Genomic DNA, 24736 nt, shown 5'->3' with positions numbered 1-24736 from the left:
TACTGTTTTTTTAGGTTAAAATCTTAAATATACATTGAAAAAATAAGATCTTCCTTGATCATAAAATAATTTACTGTTAGCAAAATATGGTTGTGATACCATATCTTCATAATTTGCATTTCTCCCTTGTTCAAATGAATTAGTTACATATCCTCTTTCATTCAAAATATTATTTACTGAAGCGCTTATACCCATACTATATTTACCTAAACGAAAAGATTTCCCAATATTCGCATTTAGCATAAATACATCCTGATATTGTTTTTGTTTCAATAATTTTCTTACGCTTTCTTCTGTAACTCCTGGATATACAGAGTCAGGATCATTAACATCTGACAATATAAAATTCATAGTTCTAGATAATCCTGAAACGTTTGTATAGTTATCTTGTAAAAAATTTCCTGATACTCCGACCCACCAATATTTAGGAGAATTATATTTTAATCCTAATGAGTATCCTTTTTGAGGAGTTCCTGCTAGTTTATAATCTTTCAAATATGATTTCCCATAATCTTTAATGGAGGAAGAAAGATCACTAAATACATATAAATTAGGATTGTTTTTATAGGTATATTGCCCTATGGAAGCAATACCACTCAAAACTAATGTAGAAGTAATATTCCATTCAATTCCGAATTCAGTCCCTAAAAAGTCTTTTTCTATTCCGGTTAGCACTTCTGAAATAAAAGCATCATTTCCTCCATCTAAACCAACTCCCTGTGCATAATACCTTGAAACTTCTGTCGCATCTTTTATTTTTGTATAGTAACCTGTCAACCTACCTTTCACTGAAGGGGCTCTAAGAGTATAAGTTATATCATTAGCATTGATTTTTTGTTTAGTAATATTGGGTGATATATCATTATTTAACCTGGCATTAGGAAAAATATCATTTAATGCTGGAGAAGATTCAAAATAAGATGTATTTACAATTATAAAATTTCTTCCATTTATTTTATAAGTAATTCCACTTCTTAACCCCACTTCTATAAAGTTTTCTTTTTCACTTTTTCCATAAGAATTATTTGCATATAAGCCATGCATATATTTACCTTCTCTATAAGATTCATTCCATCCGACTAATAGAGATGTTGAAACCTGCCATCTGTTAATATTAATTCTAGTAGAGAAATTTGTAGTTAATTCTTGTCTATAGAATTTGTAATTATATTCTGTTTTATCTCCTTTTCTGGCTACGCTTCCTGGTTTTAAAATATTATAATCATCAATAGAAGTTGCAGATCCATCTCCTTTAAGGAATGATGTTTTATTAAGTACAAAATCAGCCCCTAATAAATCATTTACTTCTCTATAATTATCTGAAACTAAATTTTGGTAATTTACATTTACATAAAATTTCCAATTATCAGAAAATTGGGTTTGTAAATGAGTTGCGGCATTAAAAGTTTTATCTTTAGTTACATCATCAACTAAGAAGTAAGAAGCTCTTCTCCCTTCCTGATTTGAATATGGATCTAAATAAAAAGGAGCACTTCTATTGGCATTATATAAGTTCTCCCAATTTATCTGAGTAACTGAAAGATCATTATTCAGCCAAGAATTTATTAGCGCACTACTTTCCGATGCATTCCCTTTTGCAAGCCAATAACTTGGAAGATTTTTATAATATGTAGGAGAAGGATTCTCTGCCTGATATCTATTTAAACGTGAACTTTTATTATATCCGAACTGATATGAGGCTGTAGTGGTTAATTTTGTTTTATTATTTATATTCCAATAATGTGTGAGCATGAAAATAGGTTCAAAAATCCTTTTTACTCTTTCATTCCTTTTGTCTCCATCTTGCCAGCCCCAATAAGAATTATAATTTTTACCCCTTAAATCATACACTTCTTGTGTATTGGGGCTTGAACCTGCTTTTCTGGATGGAGTCCCAAACGCTGTAAAATTGATCCTATGTTTATCTGATAATTTTTTTTCAATAGATGCAAAATAAGCATAAGAATCATTATAAGTCCCATCAATTACACCCTCATCCATCCATCTTCTGGATCCTGAAAAAGTAAATGCCCAGCCTGAGGATAACATTCCTGTAGAATAAGTTGCCATAACACGATGCTGATAGGTTCTATTTCCGAATGAGTAAGATAAATTTAAACCTTTTCTATAATTTGAAGCCCGTGTATCATAATAGGTTGTTCCACCTAAATCACTAAAAGAATAATCAGAAACCGTATTATTTTCAGCTAACTCATAGGGAGATCTTATTACATTATTTAATCCTCCCCAATTTTTAAATTCTGGTCTTCCTGTTTGATTTTTTGCCATTGGAATTCCATTAAACATAATGTTATTATAGCGATTATCTATTCCTCGTACCTTAAACCAATATGCTCCTAATTCAAATGCTGCTGTATTAGAAAAAACATCTTTGGAAGATTGCAACAAACCTATGCCCGTCTGCCCTAAAGAAGAGCCTTCATCTGTTGATAATTCATCATCTGTTAATGTAATTATCCCGGCATTCATTTGAGAAGGACTGTATTCCAGTTTAATTTCCCCCAAATCTTTTTTTAATTCATTAGAAGAAACAACAAAGGTAAAGGTAGTGGGTATGTATCCTGATTTATTTATAATAATAAGATAGGTCCCTGCCGAAACATCTTTAAATTGAAAATACCCTACTTGGTCTGATTCTGTATGCAGCATTCTGTCTTCTCCCAGGCTTATTGTAGCCCGGTTCAATGGCTTATCATCCAGCCCCTTAAGATAGCCGAAAACCATCGTTTGTGCAAATGTTATTTGACTAATAAAAATTATCAAACAACTCAGCCTAAATTTAATCATACTTAGTAATTTTTGTTATACTCACCTATGCAAATATAATTATTTATTATTACTTTTGTAATAAAAAAAATTACCATTATGAAGGATTTTTTGATGAAAATTATCATTTTTAGCCTTTTTATTAACATTTTTTCAGAAATGAATGCTCAAAAAAGTTATAAAACAGCTACTATAATGTTTTATAATGTAGAAAATCTATATGATACAATAAAATCAGCAGATATTATTAATGGGAATCTATCACCTGAAGATAAAAGATATCAAATTAGTGTCCCTGAAGACAGTGCTCTAACTTCGGGATTGGAAATTTATAGAGGAGAACTCAATTTTAATAAATTAAAAGGTAAAAATGTTATTAGAAAGCATATCCTTACAGATGAATTTTACTATAAAGGAAGTAAACTTTGGAATTCAAAAAAATATAATGAAAAAATCAGAAATATAACAAAAGTCTTTTCCGAAACGGGTAAAACTGAGACTCAATCTACGCCAGCTATAATTGGGGTTTGCGAAATTGAAAATGAACATGTTCTTAAAGATCTTTGTAATGGAATGAAAAACTACGGAAAGATCTATGATTTTATACATTATAATTCATTTGATGCAAGAGGTGTAGACGTAGCTTTATTGTATGATAAAACACGATTCATTCCTATAAATAGAAAAAGACTACAAGTCTATTTAAGAAATGAAGCAGGTTATCGTGAATATACTCGAGATATTTTATTGGTTGAAGGATTACTAGATGGAGAAAAAATGTATTTTTTTGTAAATCACTGGCCTTCAAGATTAGGGGGAGAACAAAAAAGTTTACCTAAAAGAATGGCAGCAGCACAAGTAGTGAAAACAGCTATGGATAGTATTTTAAAAATAAATACTTCTGCTAAAATGTTGGCTATGGGTGATTTTAATGATGATCCTAATAGCCCAAGTATAAAAAAAGTATTCCATACTGTATTTAAAAAGGATCAGGTAAAAAAAGACACTTACTATAATCCTGCTGAATATTTATTTAAAAAAGGAATGGGAACATTAGCTTATAAAGATACCTTCAATTTTTTTGATCAACAAATTTTGTCACCGGCATTTGTTAATAACAAAGATGGATATACATTCTATAAGATGAATGTATTTTCTCCAGCTTATCTCGTAAGTCAGGAAGGAGCTAAAAAAGGTTATCCTTTCCGATCATTTTCAGGAGATAATTATACAGGTGGATACAGTGACCACTATCCTATATATTCAATATTTGTAACTGAATTAAAATAAATGCATTAGCACATTTATAAATACATTTTAGTATATCCTAACATATAGTAAATTATATTATTATGTTAAAATACTCTCTTGAATTTATGTTATTGATAAATCTCTTTTATATTTGCACTTATGTTTTTTAAATTAGGTAACGAAGATAGAAATTCTAAAGCTCGCGCAGGAATAATCACTACTGAACATGGAATTATTGAAACTCCTATTTTTATGCCTGTAGGTACCATAGGTTCTGTAAAATCTGTACATCAAAGAGAACTTAAAGAGGATATTCAAGCTCAAATTATTTTAGGAAATACTTACCATCTATACTTACGTCCGGGTACGAACATTCTATATAAAGCAGGCGGGTTACATAAATTTATAAATTGGGATAGACCTATCCTTACAGATAGTGGTGGATTTCAAGTATTTTCCTTATCTCAAACTCGAAGTAAAATTCAAGAAGAAGGAGTAAAATTTAAATCCCATATAGATGGATCATATCATTTTTTCACTCCTGAAAAATCAATGGAAATCCAAAGATTTATTGGTGGCGATATTTTTATGGCTTTTGATGAATGTACTCCCTATCCTTGTGATTATAGTTATGCAAAAAAATCCTTGAATATTACTCACCAATGGTTGCAAAGATGTTGTAAATGGTGTAATGAAAATCCTGAGTTATACGGATATAAACAGCATTTATTTCCCATTGTTCAAGGAAGCACTTTTGATGAACTTAGAAAAATTTCTGCAGAATTTATTTCCTCTGTTAATGCAGACGGAAATGCTATTGGAGGGTTAAGTGTAGGAGAACCTGAAGAAGAAATGTACAGAATAACTGATTTAGTTACTGATATACTCCCCAAAGATAAACCTCGATATTTAATGGGTGTGGGCACTCCTTGGAATATATTGGAATCGATTTCTTTAGGAATTGATATGATGGATTGTGTAATGCCTACTCGAAATGCAAGAAATGGAATGTTATTTACTTGGAATGGTGTTATTAATATTAAAAATAAAAAATGGGCTGAAGATTTTTCTGAATTAGATTCAAAAGGAACATCTTTTGTAGACCATGATTATACAAAGGCCTACCTCAGACATTTATTTTCTGTCAATGAATTTTTAGGAAAACAAATTGCTTCTATACATAATCTTGCATTTTATTTAGATTTAGTAAAAACCGCAAGAAAACATATTATAAACGGAGATTTTTATACTTGGAAAAAATCTATAATCCCTACTCTTAAAACAAGGTTATGATTACGGTTCTTGACAGATATATAATTAGAAATTTTGTAGGAACTTTATTCTTTATGCTTATACTTTTAATTACAATTTTTGTAGTTATTGATATACAAAGCCATTATCAAGAATTTAGTGAAAACAATTTTTCCATTCCTGATACTTTAATTCAATATTATCCTTATTATGTTATTTGGGCTGCTAATATTTTTGCCTCCATATTAGTTTTTATAACTGTAATTTATTTTACTTCTCGTTTAGCCAACAATACAGAAATTGTGGCAATTACAAGTTCCGGAACTAGTTTTTTTAGGTTTTCAAGACCTTATTTATTTGTAGGAATTGTAATTGCAACCGCTTCATTACTAACTAATCACTTTTTATTGCCATGGGCAAATATTAAAAAAAATGAATTTAATGTTAAAACACTTACAGGGAATAGGAGAGAAGCTCATTATGCCAATCAAAATATTTCATCTCAAATATCACCCTCAGAATATCTTTTTGTAAATAGTTATAGCAGACAATCTAAAATTGGATCAGGTTTTGTCTATCAAAAATTTAATGATAAGAGAATATTATTACACGAAATAAGAGCTACCGAAATAAGTTGGTCAGATATAGATTCTTCATATATTTTGAGAGATTTTTATGAAAAAGAAATCTCGCCTCAAGGAAAAATCATATCACTACATAATGGCCCTTCATTAAAAAAACATTTTAATTTTACCCCGGATGAACTGCTTCCTGAAGCTTTCGTAGCAGAAACTATGAACACTCCTGAATTAAATGATTTTATAAAAAAAGAAAAAATGCGAGGAGCTAATAATGTGAATATTTACTTAAATGAATTATACCAAAGAACCAGCTCTTCTGTTGCTGTTCTTATCCTCACCTTTCTTGCTTTATCACTTTCCTCAACTAAAAAAAGAGGAGGTATAGGGATAAATTTAGCCATAGGAATCGCTTGTGCTTTTTTATATATTTTTTCTTTTCAGGCTTTACAAATATTTTCTTCTAAAGGTATTATGCCCTCTTGGTTAGCCGTATGGCTGCCCAATTTCATATTTGGTATTATCACCTTTATTTTATATCTAAAACGTGCATATGCCTAATTATAAATTTATATGAAAAAATTTTTTTTAGCGAATTTTATTGCATTTATTATAGGTATTTATTTTATTATAAGAGCATTTTTTTGGTACATAAATAAAAATGGAAATTTAGAGCAAAATAAATTTTTTGCGTCTATTTATCTTAGTATAGGTATTATTGCTATTCTTATTCAGATTATAGTAAATTATATAAAAAGGAAAAAATAATGACTCATATACTTCAAATAGAAACTTCATCTAAAAACTGCTCTGTCTCAATAGGCACAGATGGAAAACTAAATTGTTTATGTGAAGAAATTTCTCCTGATTTTAAACATAGTGAAAACTTACATACTTTTATTTTATGGGCCTTGGAAGGTGCAGAATTAGAATTAAAAGAAATCCATGCCGTAGCTATTGGAATGGGGCCGGGATCTTATACTGGATTAAGAATCGGATTGGCTTCCGCTAAAGGACTTTGTTTTGGAAATGATATCCCTTTAATTGCGCTAAATTCTTTACATTTCTTAGCTTATCCTTACTTCAAACAAGAATATGAATTTATCATTCCTATAATGGATGCTCGTAGAATGGAAATATATACAACCATTTTTAGTTCTGAAGGGGATATGATAGAGAAAACACATCCTCATATCCTAAATAAACATTCTTTTGAAAATTATAGAAATAAAAAAATTCTTTTTATTGGTGATGCTACCGCTAAAACTGAAAATTTTTTTCAAGATCATAATTTAAATTTTGAACAAGCTTCTTTTATATTATCCTATCCATCTGCTAAAAATATGAGTCAATTATCTTACGAAAAGTATCAACAAAAAGGATTTGAAAATGTTGCTTACTTCGATCCTCTTTATCTAAAAGAATGGGGTAAATAAATTTATTTTTTATAAATTATTTTCTTTAAGCCACGCTTTAATTACTTGTAAACTTTCTTCTGGAGCTTCCAACATACCCATGTGCCCTGTAGGAAGAGTATAATATGAAACATTTGGAAAATCTTTGATTGCTTTTTTTAATTCTTCTGTCTTTACTGCATTATCATATTCTCCAGCAATAACAAAAACCGGTTTCCCTAAATTCTTAATTACCTCAGTACGATCTAACCTTAATCTCATTCCCTTTAAAGATGCAGAAATTCCCACTAATGAAGTTTGAGTAGCCCATGAAATAGCTTCTTCAATTTCAGATTTTAATCTGGGCAAATTTTTTTGTGCAAAAAGGTTTGGAATTGAAAGTCTGAAAAATTCTTTAGGATTTTTAGTTGCAACCTCCGCAGCTTTTAATCTCTGTTCTTTTTTAACCTCATCATCTGCTAACGGAGTAGAATAAAAAAGTCCTAATCCATTTACTTTTGTTTTATATTTATCAGCAAAAGCTAAAGATACATATCCACCCATAGAATGTCCGATAATTATTGCATGTTTTACATTCAAAAAATCTAATACTTCATTAACTCTATCTGATATATCTTCCATTCTATTGACTTCATTTGTCAGATTGGCAGAGTTACCATGTCCAGGTAGATCAATACAGACAACATGATAATTAACTGATAATTCATTTTTAAAATATTCCCATATTTTATGATTTTCTAAAAATCCGTGGAGAAAAACAATTGTATTTCCTTTTCCTTTTTCTGTGAAATATAGCATTTATGTGTTTTTTAGTTTTATTTTTAAATGACTAATAAACTACAAAATTACAACATTTTGGCTTTGTTTTTGATGTTATCCTAATAATATATAAAAAATTAATTATGAAAATTGTAAAATTAATGCTTTTATCCTCTATAGGTTTAATAGCTACTTCTTGCGGAGTAAGTAAAAAACAATTTGAACAAACGAAAGCTGACTATGAGTCTTGTTTGCAAAGGAATGTTGATAAAGACAGAACTATAGCTACTCTACAGGAAAGAAACAACTCTTTAGATCAGCAAATGGACTTAATAAGGAAACAAAATGAAGTACTTCAACAAAGTTTAGCTGATTGTATGGCTAATGGAAAATCAGGAAGTATTAATATTGAAAAATTAATCGGACAGATTAAAGAGTCAAATGATTACATCAAACGTTTAACAGAAGCTAGAGCGAAGAATGATTCACTAAATTTAGCTTTATCTAACAAATTGAAACGTTCATTAGATAATTTAAACGATTCTGATGTAGATGTACAAGTACAAAAAGGAGTTGTATTTATTTCTTTATCTGATAAAATGTTGTATAAATCCGGAAGTTATGAGGTATTACCTAGTGCAGAAAATGTATTAGACAAAGTAGCTAAGATTATTAATGATTATAAAGATTATGACATTCAAGTACAAGGATATACAGATACAGATCCATTTAGAAGTTCTGCTTCCGGTTGTATAAGAGATAACTGGGATTTAAGTGCAATGAGAGCTACATCTATTGTAAAATTATTACAATCTAAATTTGGTGTAGATCCTGCCAGAATGTTAGCTGGTGGACATGGTCAATATCAACCAAAAGTTTCAAATGATACCCCTGCAAATAAAGCAATTAATAGGAGAACAGAAATTGTTATTCTTCCTAAATTAGATCAATTTATGCAACTTATGGATCAAAAAATGAAATAATAAATATAAACTAATAAAATTTATACATATAGAAAGAGTCCTTTATGAGGGCTCTTCTTATTTCACAATAAACTTATTAACATTGTTTTATACCTAAAATTTATTTTTATATTTTTGTGTTCTATATAAAAAATTAATTAATGATGGAAATAGCGGGAAAAATTAAATTAATTTCTGACATACAAACCTTTGATAGCGGATTTAAAAAAAGAGAGGTTGTAATTACTACAGAAGAACAATATCCTCAACATATTTTAGTAGAATTATTAGGCGACAGAACAGAGATCATCAATCCATTTAAGATAGGAGATGATGTGAAAATTTCTATAAATATAAGAGGAAGAGAGTGGGTAAATCCTCAAGGAGAAACAAAATATTTTAATAGCCTTACTGGTTGGAGAATAGAAAAATTACAATCGGAAACTTTTTCTCAACAACCTAACAATCCATTATCTCAACAAATTCCTAATTCCACTTCACCTATATCTCCTGTAATAGAAGATGAAGATGATGACTTACCTTTTTAATTAATAAATTAGAAACAAATTAATTTAATAATATTTATATAAAGCACTTTTTAGGTGCTTTATTTTTTAAAAATGTATTTATTAAATCAAAAACTTATTTTCCCTGATATTTCAAATGCTGATCCAAACGGTTTATTGGCAATTGGAGGAGACTTATCTCCTCAGCGACTCTTACTTGCTTACCAATCAGGTATATTCCCTTGGTATAACTCCGGAGAAATTATACAATGGTGGTCTCCAAATCCCAGATTTATACTTTATCCACAACATTTAAAAATCTCAAAAAACACACACAAATTATTAAAAAACAATTATTTTCAATTTACTGAAAATCAGTGTTTTGAACAGGTAATACAATATTGTTCTAAAATAAAAAGAAAAGGACAATCCGGAACATGGATTACCTCTGAAATGATTGAGGTTTATTGCCTATTACACAAAAGAGGAATTGCTAAAAGTGTAGAAGTTTGGAAAGATAATCAATTAGTAGGTGGTTTTTATGGGATAGACCTTATAACAATATTTTGCGGAGAGAGTATGTTTTCTCTTGTAAGTAATGCTTCAAAATGTGGATTTTCTTATTTTGTCAATAAATATACAAAAAAATACAAAGCAATTGATTGTCAAATATATAGTTCTTATTTAGCACAATTAGGTGCTGTTGAAATTCCTCGAGAGAAATTTAAGGAACTACTAGACGATGAAGCTGTTAAAAATTTGCATTTCAAATAATAGATACCTATATTTGCTCGCTAAATCATAATCAGGCGCACCATGTCAATTCGAAGAAGGAAAAATCAAAACTATGAAACAAAGGAGATTTTAGATTCTCTAAATACTTCTGCTTTAAGTGGCGAAAAATTTTTACAAAAATATGCTAAACCTATTGGTATTCTTTTCAGTATTGTGATTGTAGCTGCATTAGGTTATGTGATTTATGATAATTATGTAGTTACTCCTAAAAATATAGAAGCTTCTGATTTAATGGTAGATGCAGAAAATTTATATAATGAAGGAAAAATTGATCAAGCGTTAGGAGGTAAAGCAAGTGGTATTTCTGGTTTTGTTGACATTGCTGAAGAATATAGTAATACTAAAGCAGGAAAATTAGCTTACCTGTATGCCGGAGTTACACAATTTAAAAAAGGAAATTATCAAAAAGCCTTAGAATACTTCCAAAATTTTGATTCTCCAGATAAAGATTTAAAAGCTGTAAAATACGGAGCAATTTCAGATACCTACGTAGAGCTTAATAATACAACAGAAGCCATGAATTATATAACTAAAGCTGCAAAAGAAAGTAATAATGCTGCTACAGCTTATCAATTTGGAAAAAAAGCAGGGATTTTAGCAATGTCTTTAAATCAAAATGAAAAAGCTTTAGAATTTTTCCAATCTATTCATGATAAATACCCGGATATAGAACAAAATGGGGAAGTTGAAGCCTATATTGAAAGACTTAAATACGCTACAGGAAAACAATAATGGCTACAAATAATTTATCTGCATACGAAAAAAACAAACTACCATCGGCTCATCCATATCGTTTTGGAATTGTAGTAGCTGACTGGAATTCACAAGTAACTCATAATTTGCATAAAGGAGCCGTAGAAACTCTTATAGATCTGGGAGCTAAAGATAGTAATATCGATACAATATTTGTTCCTGGTTCTATTGAATTGGTTTATGGAGCTACCAAAATGTGTAAAAAAAATATATATGATGCTGTTATTGTTATAGGTTGTGTTATTCGTGGTGAAACTGCTCATTTTGATTATGTATGTCAAAGTGTGACTAACGGAATTACTTATTTAAACACACATATGGACACTCCTGTTGTTTTCTGTGTACTTACCGATAACCACATTCAACAATCTTTAGACAGAAGCGGCGGTAAATTTGGTAATAAAGGAGTTGAAGCCGGAGTAGTTGCTTTAAGAATGGCAGCGTTAAAAGAAGAAAGTTAGTATTTGTGAAACTATTTTATTTTTATTTCTTCAATAATTTTATCTGCACCCATTTTTTTAGCTTTATCAGCTAATTTTTTCCCATGCAGTTCGCTATTAACAAATGGGAATACCTCATTTAATAATACTTTATCATTTCCTTCTAAAGATACTATTCCTGCTTTAAAATGCACGTTTTCTCCCTCTATTTTAGCTATTGCCCCAACAGGTGCTGTACATCCTCCTTCTAATTCATTTAAAAAACTTCTTTCTATTTGTACACAAATTTGTGTCTTTTTATGATTTATTTTATTTACTGCTTCTTTTATTTCTGTATTTGTCTTTAATGATGTTACTGTAATTACACCTTGCGATGGGGCCGGAATAATAAAGTCTAAAATTTCATAAGACAAAGGTATATTTAATCTTTTTATAGCTGCTAGGGAAAAAATTGTTGCATCAAAATTTTCAGATTCTAATTTATTTAATCGGGTCTGGATGTTTCCTCTTATATCACCAAATATTACATTAGGATACTGAGATTTCCAAAAAGCTCTTCTTCTTAAACTACTACAACCAACATATAAATCATTAAAATTTCCAATGTTTTTAGAACTGCCAGGATTTCTTATTAATATATCTTGTTCATAATCTCTTTCTAAAAAAGCCGCAATTTCAATAGAATCCGGCAAAATAGTCGGAACATCTTTTAAACTATGTACAGCAATATCCACTTCATTATTTAATAATGCTATATCTAAATCTTTGGTGAAAACACCTACTATATCCATTCGATATAAAGGTTGTATTAAATTTTTATCTCCATGTGAAGATATAGGAATTACTTTTGTTAAATAACCTTGTTTCTTTAATTTCTGTTCTACGGCATATGCTTGCCACATTGCTAAGGGACTTTTTCGGGTACCAATTCGAATCAGATTCATAAAAAATTTTAGAAATTAGAAATTTGTAGTTGAAACATTTCTTTAAACAAGCCTATAGTATCGTCTGCTTTCTCGGGATTTTTTATTAAATAGTTTGCCAACTTATTTGTTATTTTTTGTACAACTTTCTCTGAAAGTACAATTTCTTCATTTGATACCTCTATCTGATCTTTTTTTAAAGTTTTCACTTGATAATCTTTAATTCTTTCTAAATCATTTTTAAACGCATGTATAACTGGCACATACTTCCTGTTTTCAACCCAAATTATAAACTCTTTCATCATTTCTTTAATAATAGCTTCTGCTTTAGGTATTTCTTTATTTCTTTGCTCAAAAGTTTTATTGATTATTTGAGAAAGATCATCAACATTTAATAGGGTGACCTGAGGGAAATCTTTAAGTGAAACAGAAATATTAGCAGGAATAGATAAATCTATTAAAGTGACCGATTTATTAGGAATAAAATTTTCTTTTCTAATAATTGGGAAAGGGGCTCCTGTAGAAACGATAACAATATCTGATTCATTAACAACGGTATGTAATTCAGAATAATCTTTTACCTGTAAATTAAATGCATCTGCCATCTCTTTGGCTTTGGTAAAAGTTCTGTTTAAGAGTGTTATTTGTGGTTTCTTTATATGTTTTAATAAATTTTCACAAGTATTTCTCCCTATTTTTCCAATGCCTATTAATGCAATTTTTTTATCCGAAAGTTGGGAATAATTATTTAATATATAATGCACAGCAGCATAAGACATAGAAGTCGCTCCATTGCTTAATGCAGTTGTACTTTTAATTTTTTTAGATGTTTGTATGCCTGTATTTACTAACCTTTCTAAAAAAGCATTGGTTGTATGGTGTTTTTTAAATCTTTTAAACCATGTTTTTACCTGACCAATAATTTCAAAATCACCTAATATTTGACTTTCTAGGCCTGCTGAAACTCGTAAAAAATGACTAATAGCATCTTGTTCTCTATAAACAGAAATATATTTTTTATAATCCTCTTCAGATACATGAATGTGTTGACAAAATAATGTAATTACATCATTCACACTTTCAGACTGTACATATAATTCTGTACGATTGCATGTAGAAAGTATAAATAATTTAGTTGTAGGAAAAAACAAATTAATCTTATTGCAGAATGATTCAACTAAATCTGAAGGAAAACTAAATTTTCCTCGAATTTTTGCTTCAGCCTTTTCATAACTTAGACTAATTGCATAAAAATTATATTTGTTATTATTTAGCTTATTTTTTTCCATGCTATTAAATGCACACAAATATATTATTCACAAAATTTATAAAATACCTATATTTACAAAAAAATGCCTGTAAAAATCAATTTTACAAAGTTTGGAATAAGTCTAAATAACCAATTTTGTAGTACCTATTCATATAAATATTGATTATTACTTGTTTTTTTAAATAGGATCATGGAATTAAAAAATACCTTTAAAAGTAGGATTAGAGAAAATAAAATAGGATCTGATATTTATCTCGCACTAATTGACAATTACACTGTTTTAACCGATACAATTTCTAAGCCTGTAGATAAACGGTTTGTACAATTTTATTTTTGTACAAAAGGGAGAGCTACATTTCATTTTGAAAATGAAAATCAATATTTATTGAAAGATGGTTATTCTTTATTACTCTACAATCCTAACATTGATATCCCCATTAATATAAGCTTATCTAAAAAATCCAAGCTAGTTATTTTTGTTATAACTATTCAAAATTTGATATCTTATTTTAAAGGGTATTCTGAAAAAATTCCATTTATTAAAAATAAAATTTATGAAAACAGTTATATTGAAAAACCTTTAAGTATTCAGGAAAAACTTATTATTTCGCAACTAGAAGACTATATTTTAGATTGTGAATTTGAAAATTTATATCTGACTTTAAAACTCCACGAAATACTTATTCATTACTTTTCCAGTAGTAATAAAAAAAAACAAGAAAACAAAAAAATGGATGATAAATTGGTTTTACAATTAAATGAAATTAAAAAATTGCTCATGGATAATATAGCTTCCCCTCCTACTTTAAAATCAATTTCATACACTGTAGGATTAAGTGAATACAAAATTAAGGAAGGATTTAAAAAACTTTATGGCAAAACAATTTCAAGTTTCATCTTAGATACAAAATTGGAAATTGGAAAAGATAAATTAGATATGAAAGTTAAACAGGTAAAAGAAATTGCGTATGATTTGGGGTATGAAAATCCCAGTCATTTTATTGAGGCTTTTAAAAAAAAATATGGAATTACCCCTAAGCAATGGATGATGAAATAATTTTTTTTTATTATAAGTATTAAAATTTAATTTGTTTTTAACTTAATAGGAATGTAAATATCTTCTTCTGAATTTAAATTATTATTTTTATATTTTTGTCCTAAAACCTCAAAATGGGGTCTTCTATTATCAACAATATATTTAGATTTAGGAAGCCATTCATTAAATATAGTTTTAAATATAGAAATGTCTTCACTAGATCCTATATAATGAAAAACAGCATATAGTCCCCCAGAAAAAATAAAACTATCCATACCTTCAGGAATTTTACTTATTTGAATAACTTCTACAGCAGCCCATTTTATAAATTTAACTGTTGGATTAAAATCAAAATTTTCAGGATAGATTTGCATAGAAAATAAATCCTGAGAAAAAACATTTTTAATTTCTTTTTTTCTTTTCATAAAACTTTGCCATAAATCATAAGTCAAATTATTAGAAAATGATATTTCTATATTTAAACCAATTAATTTTTTTTCATATAATATCTTTATTTGTGGATTTAAGTGCATTTATTTTAATTATAAGTAAATATATGAAAAATATGTATTCATACTTTATGAATTATATTTATAAAAAATCACTAAAAATAAAAAAACATTTTTTTTACACACATTGAATATAAATCAAGAAGTATTAAATTTTAACTAATAAATCTCATTAATAAATTTATTACTTTTAAAAGTTGATAAAACAACAACCTAATGAAGCAAAAAGAAAAAATCGAATATATTATAAAAGAATTAAACAAACTTTATCCTAACCCTATCGCGCCATTGGAACATCAGGATATTTTTACATTATTAATATCAGTATTATTATCAGCACAAACAACCGATAAAAAAGTAAATGAGGTAACACCTGCTCTTTATAAAGTTGCTCCAAATGCTTTTAAAATGGCAGAATTACCAGAATGGGAAATTAAAGAATATATTAAAGAAATAGGTTTATCTAATACTAAATCGAAAAACATACATAAATTAGCCAATATATTAGTAGAAAAATATAATGGTGAAGTTCCTGAAAGTTTTGATGAATTGGAAGCATTACCAGGAGTTGGTCATAAAACAGCTTCGGTTATAATGAGCCAAGGATTTGGACATCCTGCATTTCCTGTAGATACTCATATACATAGACTTATGAAACTTTGGAAACTTACTAATGGAAAAAACGTAGAAGAAACTGAAAAAGATGCAAAACGTTTATTTCCCAAAGAATTGTGGAATAAGTTACATATACAAATTATTTTCTATGGACGGGAATATTCTCCGGCAAGAGGTTGGAATTTAGAAAAAGACTTTATTACTCGATATCTATTTGAAAATTAATTTTTAATATTTTTATTCTTAATTTTAAAGTATGAAAAACATTGTATTATTATTCGGAGCATTGTATGGATTAACTTCTGTAATTTTAGGAGCTTTAGGGGCCCATGCATTTAAAAAATTGATTTCTTCAGAAAAGTTATTAAGCTTCGAAACCGGTGTCAGATATCAAATGTATAATGCATTAACTTTATTGATCTTAGGGTTTTCTTTATCTTTTACTACAGGATTAGAAAAATGGGCCGGTAGGGGAATTATTATCGGAACTTTTCTATTTTCTGTGAGTATCTATTTTTTATCTTTTTCAGAATACTGGAATATAAATTTAAAAATTCTTGGACCTATTACCCCTATTGGAGGAGTATTTATGATTTTAGGGTGGGGATGCTTATTATTTTACTTTTTTAAATATAGATAAATGCTCTTTAATAAAAGGCTTAACTTTTAAGATAACAAAATCATTAGACAGCATAAGATAAAATTTTGAGGAATCTTTTTTCAACTCACTTTGATAAAAATCATCAAATAAATTAGGTAAAAAATCCTGTAAATGGACGCTTTGATGGAGACTTGTATTTTCATAACATGCTACATCTTTTCTATGAACATATGGAGGATAAATAGTAAATGTAGGTTTTTGGAGTGCCTTCGCAATTAAAACAGCTCTGCTATCATTGCCCATAAATAAAGTGCAATTTTGCATAAAAGAAGCATATTCCCTTACTGTTTTTCCTACAGGCTGTACAAATACCTTTGTGTTTGTATTAAGTAATGAAAGTAATTCATTTATCTGTTTATATTGTGAGGGTAAATAATTAAACAATAAATCTGCTCGATAATTTACCCATATAAAATCTATAAATTTAGCCATATTACCTAAAGTCCATGTATTTTTAACATTAGAACCTAATACTCCTAACATAATTATAGGTCGGGTAAATCGAATCCCGGAATTAATCATTTTTTCTTTGGCTTCCTTTATTTCTTGTTCTGTAAGATATATTTTTGCTTGTGGATCTATAGGAACCGGATTTTCTTTTAAAAATTCCTCTATTACAACTAACCTGTTTTCTAATAGATTACAGGTTTGTGTAACAGGAACGATAACTTTTGTAAATGTTTTATCATAAATTTTATTAAATAAATTTTGCGAAAAACCATATTTCCTTTGCGATTTAGAAAATATAGTAAATAAAAAACTACTCAAATTTTGAGATAAATTTATTAAGATATCATATTTTTCACTTTTTATTAATTTAATATATTTATATAAAAAAAATAAAGACCTTACACGATTACTGTCTATAGCTATAATTCTATCGATATTAGGATTCTTTTGTAAGACTCCCATGTATCTCTTATAACATAAAAAATCAATCTTACTATGTGGATATATTTTTTTTAGGTTATTAGCAATTACACTGGAAACTAAAACATCTCCTATGTTGTTATACTGTATAATCAGAGCTTTCACAAGCCTAACTTTTTCATAAACTATATAGAGACGTTATGTTCTCGTAAAGCATTATTTAAAGATGTTTTTTTATCTGTACTTTCTTTTCTTTTACCTATAATTAAAGCACAAGATACACCGTATTCTCCAGCAGGAAATTTTTTAGTTATAGAACCGGGAATTACTACTGATCTTGGTGGAACATAACCTTTATATTCAATAGGTTCTGAGCCTGAAACATCTATAATTTTAGTTGATGCCGTTAATGTTACATTTGCCCCTAAAACTGCTTCATCTCCAACATGTACTCCCTCCACTACTATACACCTAGAACCAATAAAACAATTATCTCCTATAATAACCGGAGCTGCTTGTAAAGGTTCTAAAACCCCACCAATTCCTACTCCTCCACTTAGGTGTACATTTTTTCCAACTTGTGCGCAACTTCCTACTGTTGCCCAGGTATCTACCATAGTTCCTTCATCAACGTAAGCTCCAATATTCACATATGAGGGCATCATAATAACCCCTTTAGAAATATAAGCACCTTTTCTTGCTGTAGCCCCGGGAACTACTCTTACTCCTTTTGCCGCATAATCTCTCTTCAATGGAATTTTATCATGGAATTCAAAAATACCTAATTCAAACGTTTCCATATTTTTAATCGGGAAATATAATACTACTGCCTTTTTTATCCATTCATTTACCTGCCATTTTCCATCTCCTAAAGGTTTTGCTACTCTCAATTTCCCTGAATCTAATAACTCTATCACTTCATTAATTGCCGTATGGTATTTGCTCTCAGATAACAGAGAACGGTCTTCCCAAACTTTTTCAATAGTATGTTGTAAATCTTTCATATTCTTATTTTAAATGGCAAATTTAATAATTTCACACTAGTCTTAAGTGTTATTTTTCATTTATATTCACTATAAGTCTCTAATTTAAAAAAGAGCGTCATAAAATGAAAAAATAGAAAATATACCTAAAAGAATCAAATAGTAATTTCTATTTGTCGAATATTTATTAATTATTTCCTGAAATAAATAAAAACCTATAGATACTAAAGAAACTAAAAAGCAGCACAAAACTCTTGTGCCAGAAGCATATAGAGTAGGAGAGAAAGTCATCATAATACATGTCAATATTCCTGCTAAATATAGTGTAAGTATAAATTTATTTTTTTTACTTACCAAATAAGAACATGTTATTAACATGCCTAAAAAAGAAAACCATAAAACAAAAGGAAAAATAGTAAATAAAAAACGCCCGGACAAAATATTAAAATTGGGGTTTTTAAAACTTATATTATTAATTGTTTCAAATTCAAATAATATTGGATTTTTTAATAGCAATAAAGATACTACTGTCAAAATAAATATCAAAAAGAGTTTTTTCAAAAAAGAATCTTTCATTAAATTAAAAGTTAAAATACTTAATATAATAAAAATAAATTTCAAGTTAACAATTACTACTTCACAAAACCAAATAACTCCAATTTTTATACGAGAAGATAACGGAATTTTATCAAAACCAGGATACCATTTAATTATTTCACTTTTATATCTTACTGCATTACCTGGGGCAAATAACATAAACAATATACCAATTATCATAATAACCGTAATTAAAATTAAATAGATAGAAAATTGTTTATATTTGTTATAAATAAACAAATGAAAATAAATCATTATTATAATAATAAAAATTGAAATTTGTTCATTAGATATAGATAGACAAAGTGTTATTATTATTCTTAATATATTTACTAAAATATTACTATTATTAAGTTTGATTTTTTTATTTCTAAAATAGTAATCTGAATAAGGAATTAATACAAAAAGTCCCATGGATATAGGCCATAAATAGTTTATTGAACCTGTTGCCCAAAAAAAAGCTGTCTCAAAAATTGAAAAAGATGAATACCATAATAAAGAAATTATAACTGTCATATCATAAATTAAAACTTGATACTTGAAAAACCTTATCATTGAATAACATAGTAAAAGCAAAAACATAGTGTTAAAAATTTTCCATATGTTAACATTAAAATGAAAGATATAATAAGTAACAGCATCTGGAAATAATCTTGCAGACCAATTCATATATCTAGAATTTAAATAATCCCAAAATAAAAATTCATTTCCTATATTTTTATAAGCTAAATCGTCATTACCAGGAAAAAATCCAAAATTAAACCTGCGATTAAATAAAAAGAAAACTAAAAATAAAATTATCCAAAATATTATTTTTTTATTAAGTAAAAAATTATAATTTAGTAGTTGTTTTTTCATTTTAGTAGTTGTTTTTTCGTTGTTTTGATATTCTTATTACAAGAATTTTATTTAACAAATATAATTTTTATTATTAAAAAATTGGGCATCATATAATTTTTTATAATATCCCCCTTTCTCTAAAAGATCTTTATGCTTTCCAATTTCAATTATCTTTCCATGATCCATGACAATAATTTTATCAGCATTTATTATGGTTGCCAAACGGTGTGCAATAATAATTGATGTACGGTTACCTGTAAGTTTATCTGTAGCTCTTTGTAATAATTCCTCGGATTTCGTATCTATAGAGGATGTAGCCTCATCCAAGACTAAAATAGAAGGATTGTATAAATAAGCACGCAAAAAAGATATTAATTGCCTTTGCCCTAAGGAAATAGAAGACCCTCTTTCACTCACTTCATAATTATATCCATTTGGAAGGCTCATAATAAAATTATCAATTTGTATTTCTTTAGCCGCTTTACGTATCTCATCATATGTTATATTTTTATTTCCAAGAGAAATATTTTCCAATATCGTATCATTAAATAAAAATACATCCTGTAAAACTACGGCAATATGAGAACGCAAATTCTGTAATTTATACTCTTTTATATCTGTTCCATCTATGTAAATATGCCCATCTGAAATATCATAAAAGCGACTTAATAAATTTATAATTGTAGATTTACCTGCTCCGGTTGCTCCAACAATAGCTACCTTTTCTCCGCTGGAAACATTAAAAGACAAATTTTGTAATATTTCTTCTCCTTCTTTATAGGAAAAAGATACATTTTCAAAACGGATATCTCCTTTAATGAAATCTTTTTTTACATTTCCCTTATCAGGAATTTCATGATTGGAATCTAAAACTGTAAAAACTCTTTCTGCACCAACAATCCCTCTTTGTATTGTATTAAACCTATCTGCTATCTGTCGCATTGGTCGAACAAGCATATTAATGTATGAAGTAGTAAAGGCAATCACAACTCCCGGAGAAATATTATGAGCAGTCAATGCATCATATCCTGCATACCAGATCATGACCCCAATAGCAATTCCTGTAATAATATCTACAATAGGGAAAAAAAGTGAAAAGTAAAAAACAGTCTTTAAATATGCTTTTTCTAATTTCTCATTTATTTTGAAAAAATTATTATATTCTTTTTTTTGTTGATTAAAAACCTGAACAATTGTCATTCCTGTTAATCTTTCTTGTACAAAAGTATTTTGATTGGCAGTTTGAGTTCTTTCTTCTGAAAAAGCCTTTTTAATCGCTTTTTGAAAAACTCTGGTTATTATCAGCATAATAGGAAAAATAAACATGGCTATGGTTGCTAATTCCCAATTAATCCAATACATTGTTCCTACAACAAAAATAATTCGTAAAATATCTCCTAATACCATTAAAATACCATCAGTGAAAATTGTAGAAATAGTTTCTATATCTGAAACTGATCGCGTTACTAATACTCCTATAGGCGTTCTATCAAAAAAAGCCGATTTAAAATAAATCAATTTCTTATACAATTTAATCCTTAAACTTCGTATTACATTCTGTGCTACAAAATTTGAGGAGTACACTAATAAAAATTGAAAAACGACTTCGGCTATAAGCAATAAAAAAATAAATAATAAAGTTTGATATAAATCTAAATAACTTTTATTTTTTAAAATATCTATGTCAATAGATCTACTAATTAAAACTGGGCGATAAGAGGAAACAAACGCCAAAATTATGGCTACAAATATTGTAGAATAAAACCAAAATGTGTTTTGGCTACCCAACTTTACTAAACGGGAAAGCGCTTGCCCTGTACCTACTTCAGAAATTTTATTTTTGGGCCTATTTTTCATAATAAATACTTTCAGGATATTCAATTTCCACCAAGGTTAGTCCTTGAGCCGGAGCAGAAGTAGAGGCAAATTTACGGTCCTTTTTTTCAATAATTTGTCTGAAATTTTCAACATCTAGCTTTCCTCTACCTACATCTATTAAAGTTCCTACAATTGCCCGTACCATATTACGTAAAAATCTATTCGCAGAAATAGTAAAAATAAGCTCTTCCTCTTTCTGTTCCCAAAAAGCTTTATAAATATTACAATTATTCGTTTTATTATCTGCATGTAGTTTAGAAAAACTTGTAAAATCTTTATAATGCAATAGCAATTGGGCAGATTCATTCATTTTATCTATTCTAAAATCATAATAATAAAACTGAGCGTTAAACTCTTGTTTAAAAGGATTTTTATAAGTAGATATGTAATATTTATAGGTCCGTTTTAATGCATCAAAACGAGCATGGGCTGAATTTGAAACTTTAAAAATATTTCTAATTGCAATATCTGAAGGTAGGTAAGAATTTAATCTTTTAACCAAGTTTTTGGGAATATCATCATCATAATCAAAATGTGCAAACATTTCTTTTGCATGAACCCCAGTATCAGTCCTTCCTGCTCCAATAGTTTTAATTTCCTTATTAAGTAGCAAGCTGAGCGACTTTTCTATTATTTCTTGTATGGAAATTTGCTCCGGTTGACGTTGATATCCATAATAATGAGTTCCATTGTAAGAAAATTGTATGAAATAACGCAAATTTATTGTATTTTTAATGCAAAAATATTGAAAAAAATTTTACTTCTCTCAGATAGTCATTCTTATATCGATGAAAAAATTATACATTATGCTTCACAAGCAGATGAAGTATGGCATGCAGGGGATATTGGAGATATAAAAGTTTCTGAAGCTTTACAAAAAGTTTCTCCGGTATTGCGTGCTGTATATGGAAATATCGATGGCACAGAAATAAGAAAAGAATTCCCTCTAAATCAACGCTTTTTTTGTGAAAATGTAGATGTATGGATTACCCATATTGGTGGATATCCAGGAAAATATGCACCAGCCATACGAGAAAAAATATATAAATCTCCACCGAAACTTTTTATTTGTGGACATTCCCACATATTAAAAGTAATGAATGATAAAAAACTAAATTTACTACACATGAACCCCGGAGCTATAGGTATTTATGGTTTTCACAAAGTACGTACTATGCTTCGATTTGAAATAGATAAAAATAAAATACAAAATTTGGAAATAATTGAGTTTTAAACTTATTTAGTTATTTATTAAATTAAACAATTATATTTAACCATTATTTTAATTTGCTCACAAATGAATTATTTATTTGAAAAACATAAGAAGTCCATTGCTTATAATCTTTTTTTTTCTTTTTTATTTGTTTTGCCCCTTTTATTAGCTAATACTCCTTATGAAGATGATCTTCATAGAGACTTATATGGTGTAGGTTTAAATAACGGGCATGGCAGGTTTATAGGATCTATCTTATTGAGTATATTTTCTTTTAACCAAACATATTGCTTTAGCTGGTTTCCTTTTTCTTCAATATTTACATTTGCATTATTTGGGATTTCTGGCTTATTAATGAGTAATTTACTTCATATTGAAGAAAATAAAACTTTGAAGCTCTCATCGTTTATTATTTTGTGCTCTCCTTTTTTATTACATAATTTATCATATAGATATGATATTAATATGTCTCTATCATTTTTTGTTTTAATTATCCCTTTTTTCTTTAAACAAAAATTTTATTTTTTAACATTATCAATTCTTGCTATTTATTTTTCAATGGCCCTTTATCAAGCTTCTACTTCTTCATACCTCATAATTTCTATTATTTATTGCCTCTCAAAAAATGACAAAAATAAAAATTTTAAAATTTTAAATTTCTTTTTCTTATCACTCTTGTCATTTGCAATTGCATGTATATTATACAAAATAACTCTTATTGTTTTTAATATACCCATAACTTATAGGGGTATTGAAACTATATTTTTAAAAAGAGACTTTTTTGTTTTATTAAAAAATAATTTAGTTATTTATCTTGATTCTCTATCACCAATTACTAGCATAAAATATCTAATATCTATTTCTCTTTTTATTATATTATCTTTAATTAGTTTAATATATTATATCTTAAAAAATAAAAATTATTTTTTAATTATTAAATTAACAATAAGCAGTATATTAATTTTTTTTCTTATTGATGGAGTAAACTTATTTATTACCCCAACAGTTACTGACCCTAGAACATTAATAGGATACTCATTAGTCTTATATGTTCCGGCAATTTTTTTAAATAAAATAAAATATTCTAATTTAAAATTAATATCTTATTCCATATTGCTTATTTATTCCTTCCTTGCTATGTCAAGTTATTGTATATTTTTAAATAATCATGAAAAATATATGGCTTCTATTAATAATATTATTGATAGTAATTTTAAAAATCAGAATTCTAATACTAAACGCATAATTATTGGACATATTATCCCTACTAATAACAAAATAATTTATAAATCTTTTCCTATTATAAGAAGAATTGAACCTTCTAATTGGTATAATCATATTAGGCTAAACAGCTATTATGGTTATAAAAGACCCAATAATAAAGAAATGGACAAATTCAATAATAAAAATGAGCAGATAAAATTTGATATAAAATGGGAGAATCAAAATCTAACAATTAGAGGAAATGATTCTTTGATATTAATAATAAGTAAAAATTAATTATTTATTCAATTTTAAATATTTTATTAAACACATCTAAATTCTATAATACAAACACGTGTTACATTTAGAGAAAAATAAATATCATTGATTATCAGTAAAACAATATTCCCAATTTGAGGAATTATATTCAAAATAATCTCAAATACCTTAAAAATTTAAAACTAGTATTAAGAAAATTCTGAGCATAAATTTATATGTTTGATATTGATGGAATTATATTTATAAATACGCTACGTATTATATAAATAAAATAACTATTATGTAAATATATTTTTTATAAATAATTACAATAAATCTTTTTTAAAAACAAAATAATATAAATTAAAAAAACACATGTTAAA

General features: G+C 27.8%; 24 protein-coding genes. 14 read left to right on the top strand and 10 right to left on the bottom strand.

The window, feature by feature from the left end:
- Window positions 1–15 precede the first annotated feature (15 nt).
- The gene (locus C4S76_RS03965) at window positions 16–2808 is read right to left on the bottom strand and encodes a carboxypeptidase-like regulatory domain-containing protein (RefSeq protein WP_146105680.1); all 2793 of its coding nucleotides are present in this window, start codon (window positions 2806–2808) and stop codon (window positions 16–18) included.
- A 78-nt stretch (window positions 2809–2886) separates the two neighbouring features.
- On the opposite strand from C4S76_RS03965, the gene C4S76_RS03960 reads away from it, so the two are divergent.
- From C4S76_RS03960 to tsaB, 4 genes are all read left to right on the top strand, one after another.
- Window positions 2887–4077: an endonuclease/exonuclease/phosphatase family protein gene (locus C4S76_RS03960; RefSeq protein ID WP_105192886.1), complete on the top strand. Its 1191-nt coding sequence runs from the start codon at window positions 2887–2889 to the stop codon at window positions 4075–4077.
- Window positions 4078–4197: 120 nt separating this feature from the next.
- Window positions 4198–5331 (top strand): tRNA guanosine(34) transglycosylase Tgt, encoded by a 1134-nt coding sequence (gene tgt, locus C4S76_RS03955; protein WP_105192884.1) that lies wholly within the window; start codon window positions 4198–4200, stop codon window positions 5329–5331.
- Complete coding sequence (locus C4S76_RS03950) at window positions 5328–6428, top strand: LptF/LptG family permease (protein ID WP_245915788.1); 1101 nt, start codon at window positions 5328–5330, stop codon at window positions 6426–6428. The genes tgt and C4S76_RS03950 overlap by 4 nt, the downstream gene beginning before the upstream one ends.
- 206 nt (window positions 6429–6634) lie before the next feature.
- Window positions 6635–7303, top strand: coding sequence for a tRNA (adenosine(37)-N6)-threonylcarbamoyltransferase complex dimerization subunit type 1 TsaB (gene tsaB, locus C4S76_RS03940; protein ID WP_105192880.1), 669 nt, complete (start codon window positions 6635–6637; stop codon window positions 7301–7303).
- Window positions 7304–7312: 9 nt separating this feature from the next.
- On the opposite strand, the gene C4S76_RS03935 is transcribed toward tsaB, so the two are convergent.
- Window positions 7313–8080, bottom strand: a complete 768-nt coding sequence (locus tag C4S76_RS03935; protein WP_105192878.1) for an alpha/beta fold hydrolase — start codon at window positions 8078–8080, stop codon at window positions 7313–7315.
- A gap of 104 nt (window positions 8081–8184) precedes the next feature.
- Between C4S76_RS03935 and C4S76_RS03930 the strand changes: the two genes are divergently transcribed.
- The 5 genes from C4S76_RS03930 (at window position 8185) to ribH (ending at window position 11518) form a co-directional block, all read left to right on the top strand.
- Complete coding sequence (locus C4S76_RS03930) at window positions 8185–9024, top strand: OmpA/MotB family protein (RefSeq protein WP_105192876.1); 840 nt, start codon at window positions 8185–8187, stop codon at window positions 9022–9024.
- Window positions 9025–9167: 143 nt separating this feature from the next.
- Window positions 9168–9551 carry a DUF3127 domain-containing protein gene (locus C4S76_RS03925; RefSeq protein WP_105192874.1) on the top strand — a complete coding sequence of 128 codons (384 nt, stop codon included), beginning with the start codon at window positions 9168–9170 and terminating at the stop codon, window positions 9549–9551.
- A 72-nt stretch (window positions 9552–9623) separates the two neighbouring features.
- A complete protein-coding gene (aat, locus tag C4S76_RS03920) occupies window positions 9624–10283 on the top strand; it encodes a leucyl/phenylalanyl-tRNA--protein transferase (protein WP_105192872.1) in 660 nt (219 codons plus the stop codon).
- Between the two features lie 42 nt (window positions 10284–10325).
- Complete coding sequence (locus C4S76_RS03915) at window positions 10326–11036, top strand: tetratricopeptide repeat protein (RefSeq protein WP_105192870.1); 711 nt, start codon at window positions 10326–10328, stop codon at window positions 11034–11036.
- Window positions 11036–11518 (top strand): 6,7-dimethyl-8-ribityllumazine synthase, encoded by a 483-nt coding sequence (gene ribH, locus C4S76_RS03910; protein WP_105192868.1) that lies wholly within the window; start codon window positions 11036–11038, stop codon window positions 11516–11518. Before C4S76_RS03915 ends, ribH begins: the two co-directional genes overlap by 1 nt.
- Before the next feature lie 11 nt (window positions 11519–11529).
- Here ribH and hemC read toward each other — a convergent pair whose 3' ends face one another.
- Entirely contained in the window at window positions 11530–12441 is a 912-nt protein-coding gene (gene hemC / locus C4S76_RS03905; protein ID WP_105192866.1) for a hydroxymethylbilane synthase, read from the bottom strand.
- An 8-nt stretch (window positions 12442–12449) separates the two neighbouring features.
- On the bottom strand, window positions 12450–13709 hold the full coding sequence (gene hemA, locus C4S76_RS03900) for a glutamyl-tRNA reductase (RefSeq protein ID WP_105192864.1): 1260 nt from the start codon (window positions 13707–13709) through the stop codon (window positions 12450–12452).
- A gap of 171 nt (window positions 13710–13880) precedes the next feature.
- Between hemA and C4S76_RS03895 the strand changes: the two genes are divergently transcribed.
- Window positions 13881–14747: an AraC family transcriptional regulator gene (locus tag C4S76_RS03895; RefSeq protein ID WP_105192862.1), complete on the top strand. Its 867-nt coding sequence runs from the start codon at window positions 13881–13883 to the stop codon at window positions 14745–14747.
- A 26-nt stretch (window positions 14748–14773) separates the two neighbouring features.
- Here the strand turns inward: C4S76_RS03895 and C4S76_RS03890 are convergent, their stop codons facing one another.
- Window positions 14774–15259 (bottom strand): GyrI-like domain-containing protein, encoded by a 486-nt coding sequence (locus C4S76_RS03890; RefSeq protein ID WP_105192860.1) that lies wholly within the window; start codon window positions 15257–15259, stop codon window positions 14774–14776.
- A gap of 192 nt (window positions 15260–15451) precedes the next feature.
- Between C4S76_RS03890 and nth the strand changes: the two genes are divergently transcribed.
- Window positions 15452–16075, top strand: a complete 624-nt coding sequence (nth, locus tag C4S76_RS03885) for an endonuclease III (protein ID WP_105192858.1) — start codon at window positions 15452–15454, stop codon at window positions 16073–16075.
- 31 nt (window positions 16076–16106) lie between these two features.
- Window positions 16107–16490, top strand: a complete 384-nt coding sequence (locus tag C4S76_RS03880) for a DUF423 domain-containing protein (RefSeq protein ID WP_105192856.1) — start codon at window positions 16107–16109, stop codon at window positions 16488–16490.
- Here the strand turns inward: C4S76_RS03880 and C4S76_RS03875 are convergent.
- The 5 genes from C4S76_RS03875 to truA all read right to left on the bottom strand — a co-directional run bounded on the left by C4S76_RS03875 (window position 16464) and on the right by truA (window position 22397).
- Window positions 16464–17546, bottom strand: a complete 1083-nt coding sequence (locus C4S76_RS03875; RefSeq protein WP_146105679.1) for a glycosyltransferase family 9 protein — start codon at window positions 17544–17546, stop codon at window positions 16464–16466. The genes C4S76_RS03880 and C4S76_RS03875 overlap by 27 nt on opposite strands.
- Before the next feature lie 20 nt (window positions 17547–17566).
- On the bottom strand, window positions 17567–18385 hold the full coding sequence (locus C4S76_RS03870) for a 2,3,4,5-tetrahydropyridine-2,6-dicarboxylate N-succinyltransferase (RefSeq protein ID WP_105192852.1): 819 nt from the start codon (window positions 18383–18385) through the stop codon (window positions 17567–17569).
- An 84-nt stretch (window positions 18386–18469) separates the two neighbouring features.
- A complete protein-coding gene (locus tag C4S76_RS03865; RefSeq protein WP_105192850.1) occupies window positions 18470–19819 on the bottom strand; it encodes a DUF6056 family protein in 1350 nt (449 codons plus the stop codon).
- Between the two features lie 51 nt (window positions 19820–19870).
- Window positions 19871–21658 (bottom strand): ABC transporter ATP-binding protein, encoded by a 1788-nt coding sequence (locus C4S76_RS03860; protein WP_181044051.1) that lies wholly within the window; start codon window positions 21656–21658, stop codon window positions 19871–19873.
- Window positions 21648–22397: a tRNA pseudouridine(38-40) synthase TruA gene (gene truA, locus C4S76_RS03855; RefSeq protein WP_105192848.1), complete on the bottom strand. Its 750-nt coding sequence runs from the start codon at window positions 22395–22397 to the stop codon at window positions 21648–21650. The genes C4S76_RS03860 and truA overlap by 11 nt, the downstream gene beginning before the upstream one ends.
- Before the next feature lie 27 nt (window positions 22398–22424).
- Between truA and C4S76_RS03850 the strand changes: the two genes are divergently transcribed.
- Entirely contained in the window at window positions 22425–22913 is a 489-nt protein-coding gene (locus tag C4S76_RS03850; protein WP_105192976.1) for a metallophosphoesterase family protein, read from the top strand.
- A 63-nt stretch (window positions 22914–22976) separates the two neighbouring features.
- A complete protein-coding gene (locus tag C4S76_RS03845; protein ID WP_105192846.1) occupies window positions 22977–24392 on the top strand; it encodes a glucosyltransferase domain-containing protein in 1416 nt (471 codons plus the stop codon).
- The last annotated feature ends 344 nt before the right edge of the window (window positions 24393–24736 follow it).

Source organism: Apibacter adventoris, from assembly GCF_002964965.1.
GTDB classification, from domain to species: Bacteria; Bacteroidota; Bacteroidia; order Flavobacteriales; family Weeksellaceae; genus Apibacter; species Apibacter adventoris.
Note: the sequence above shows the minus strand (reverse complement) of the source record. Positions and strands in the feature narration are given on the sequence as shown.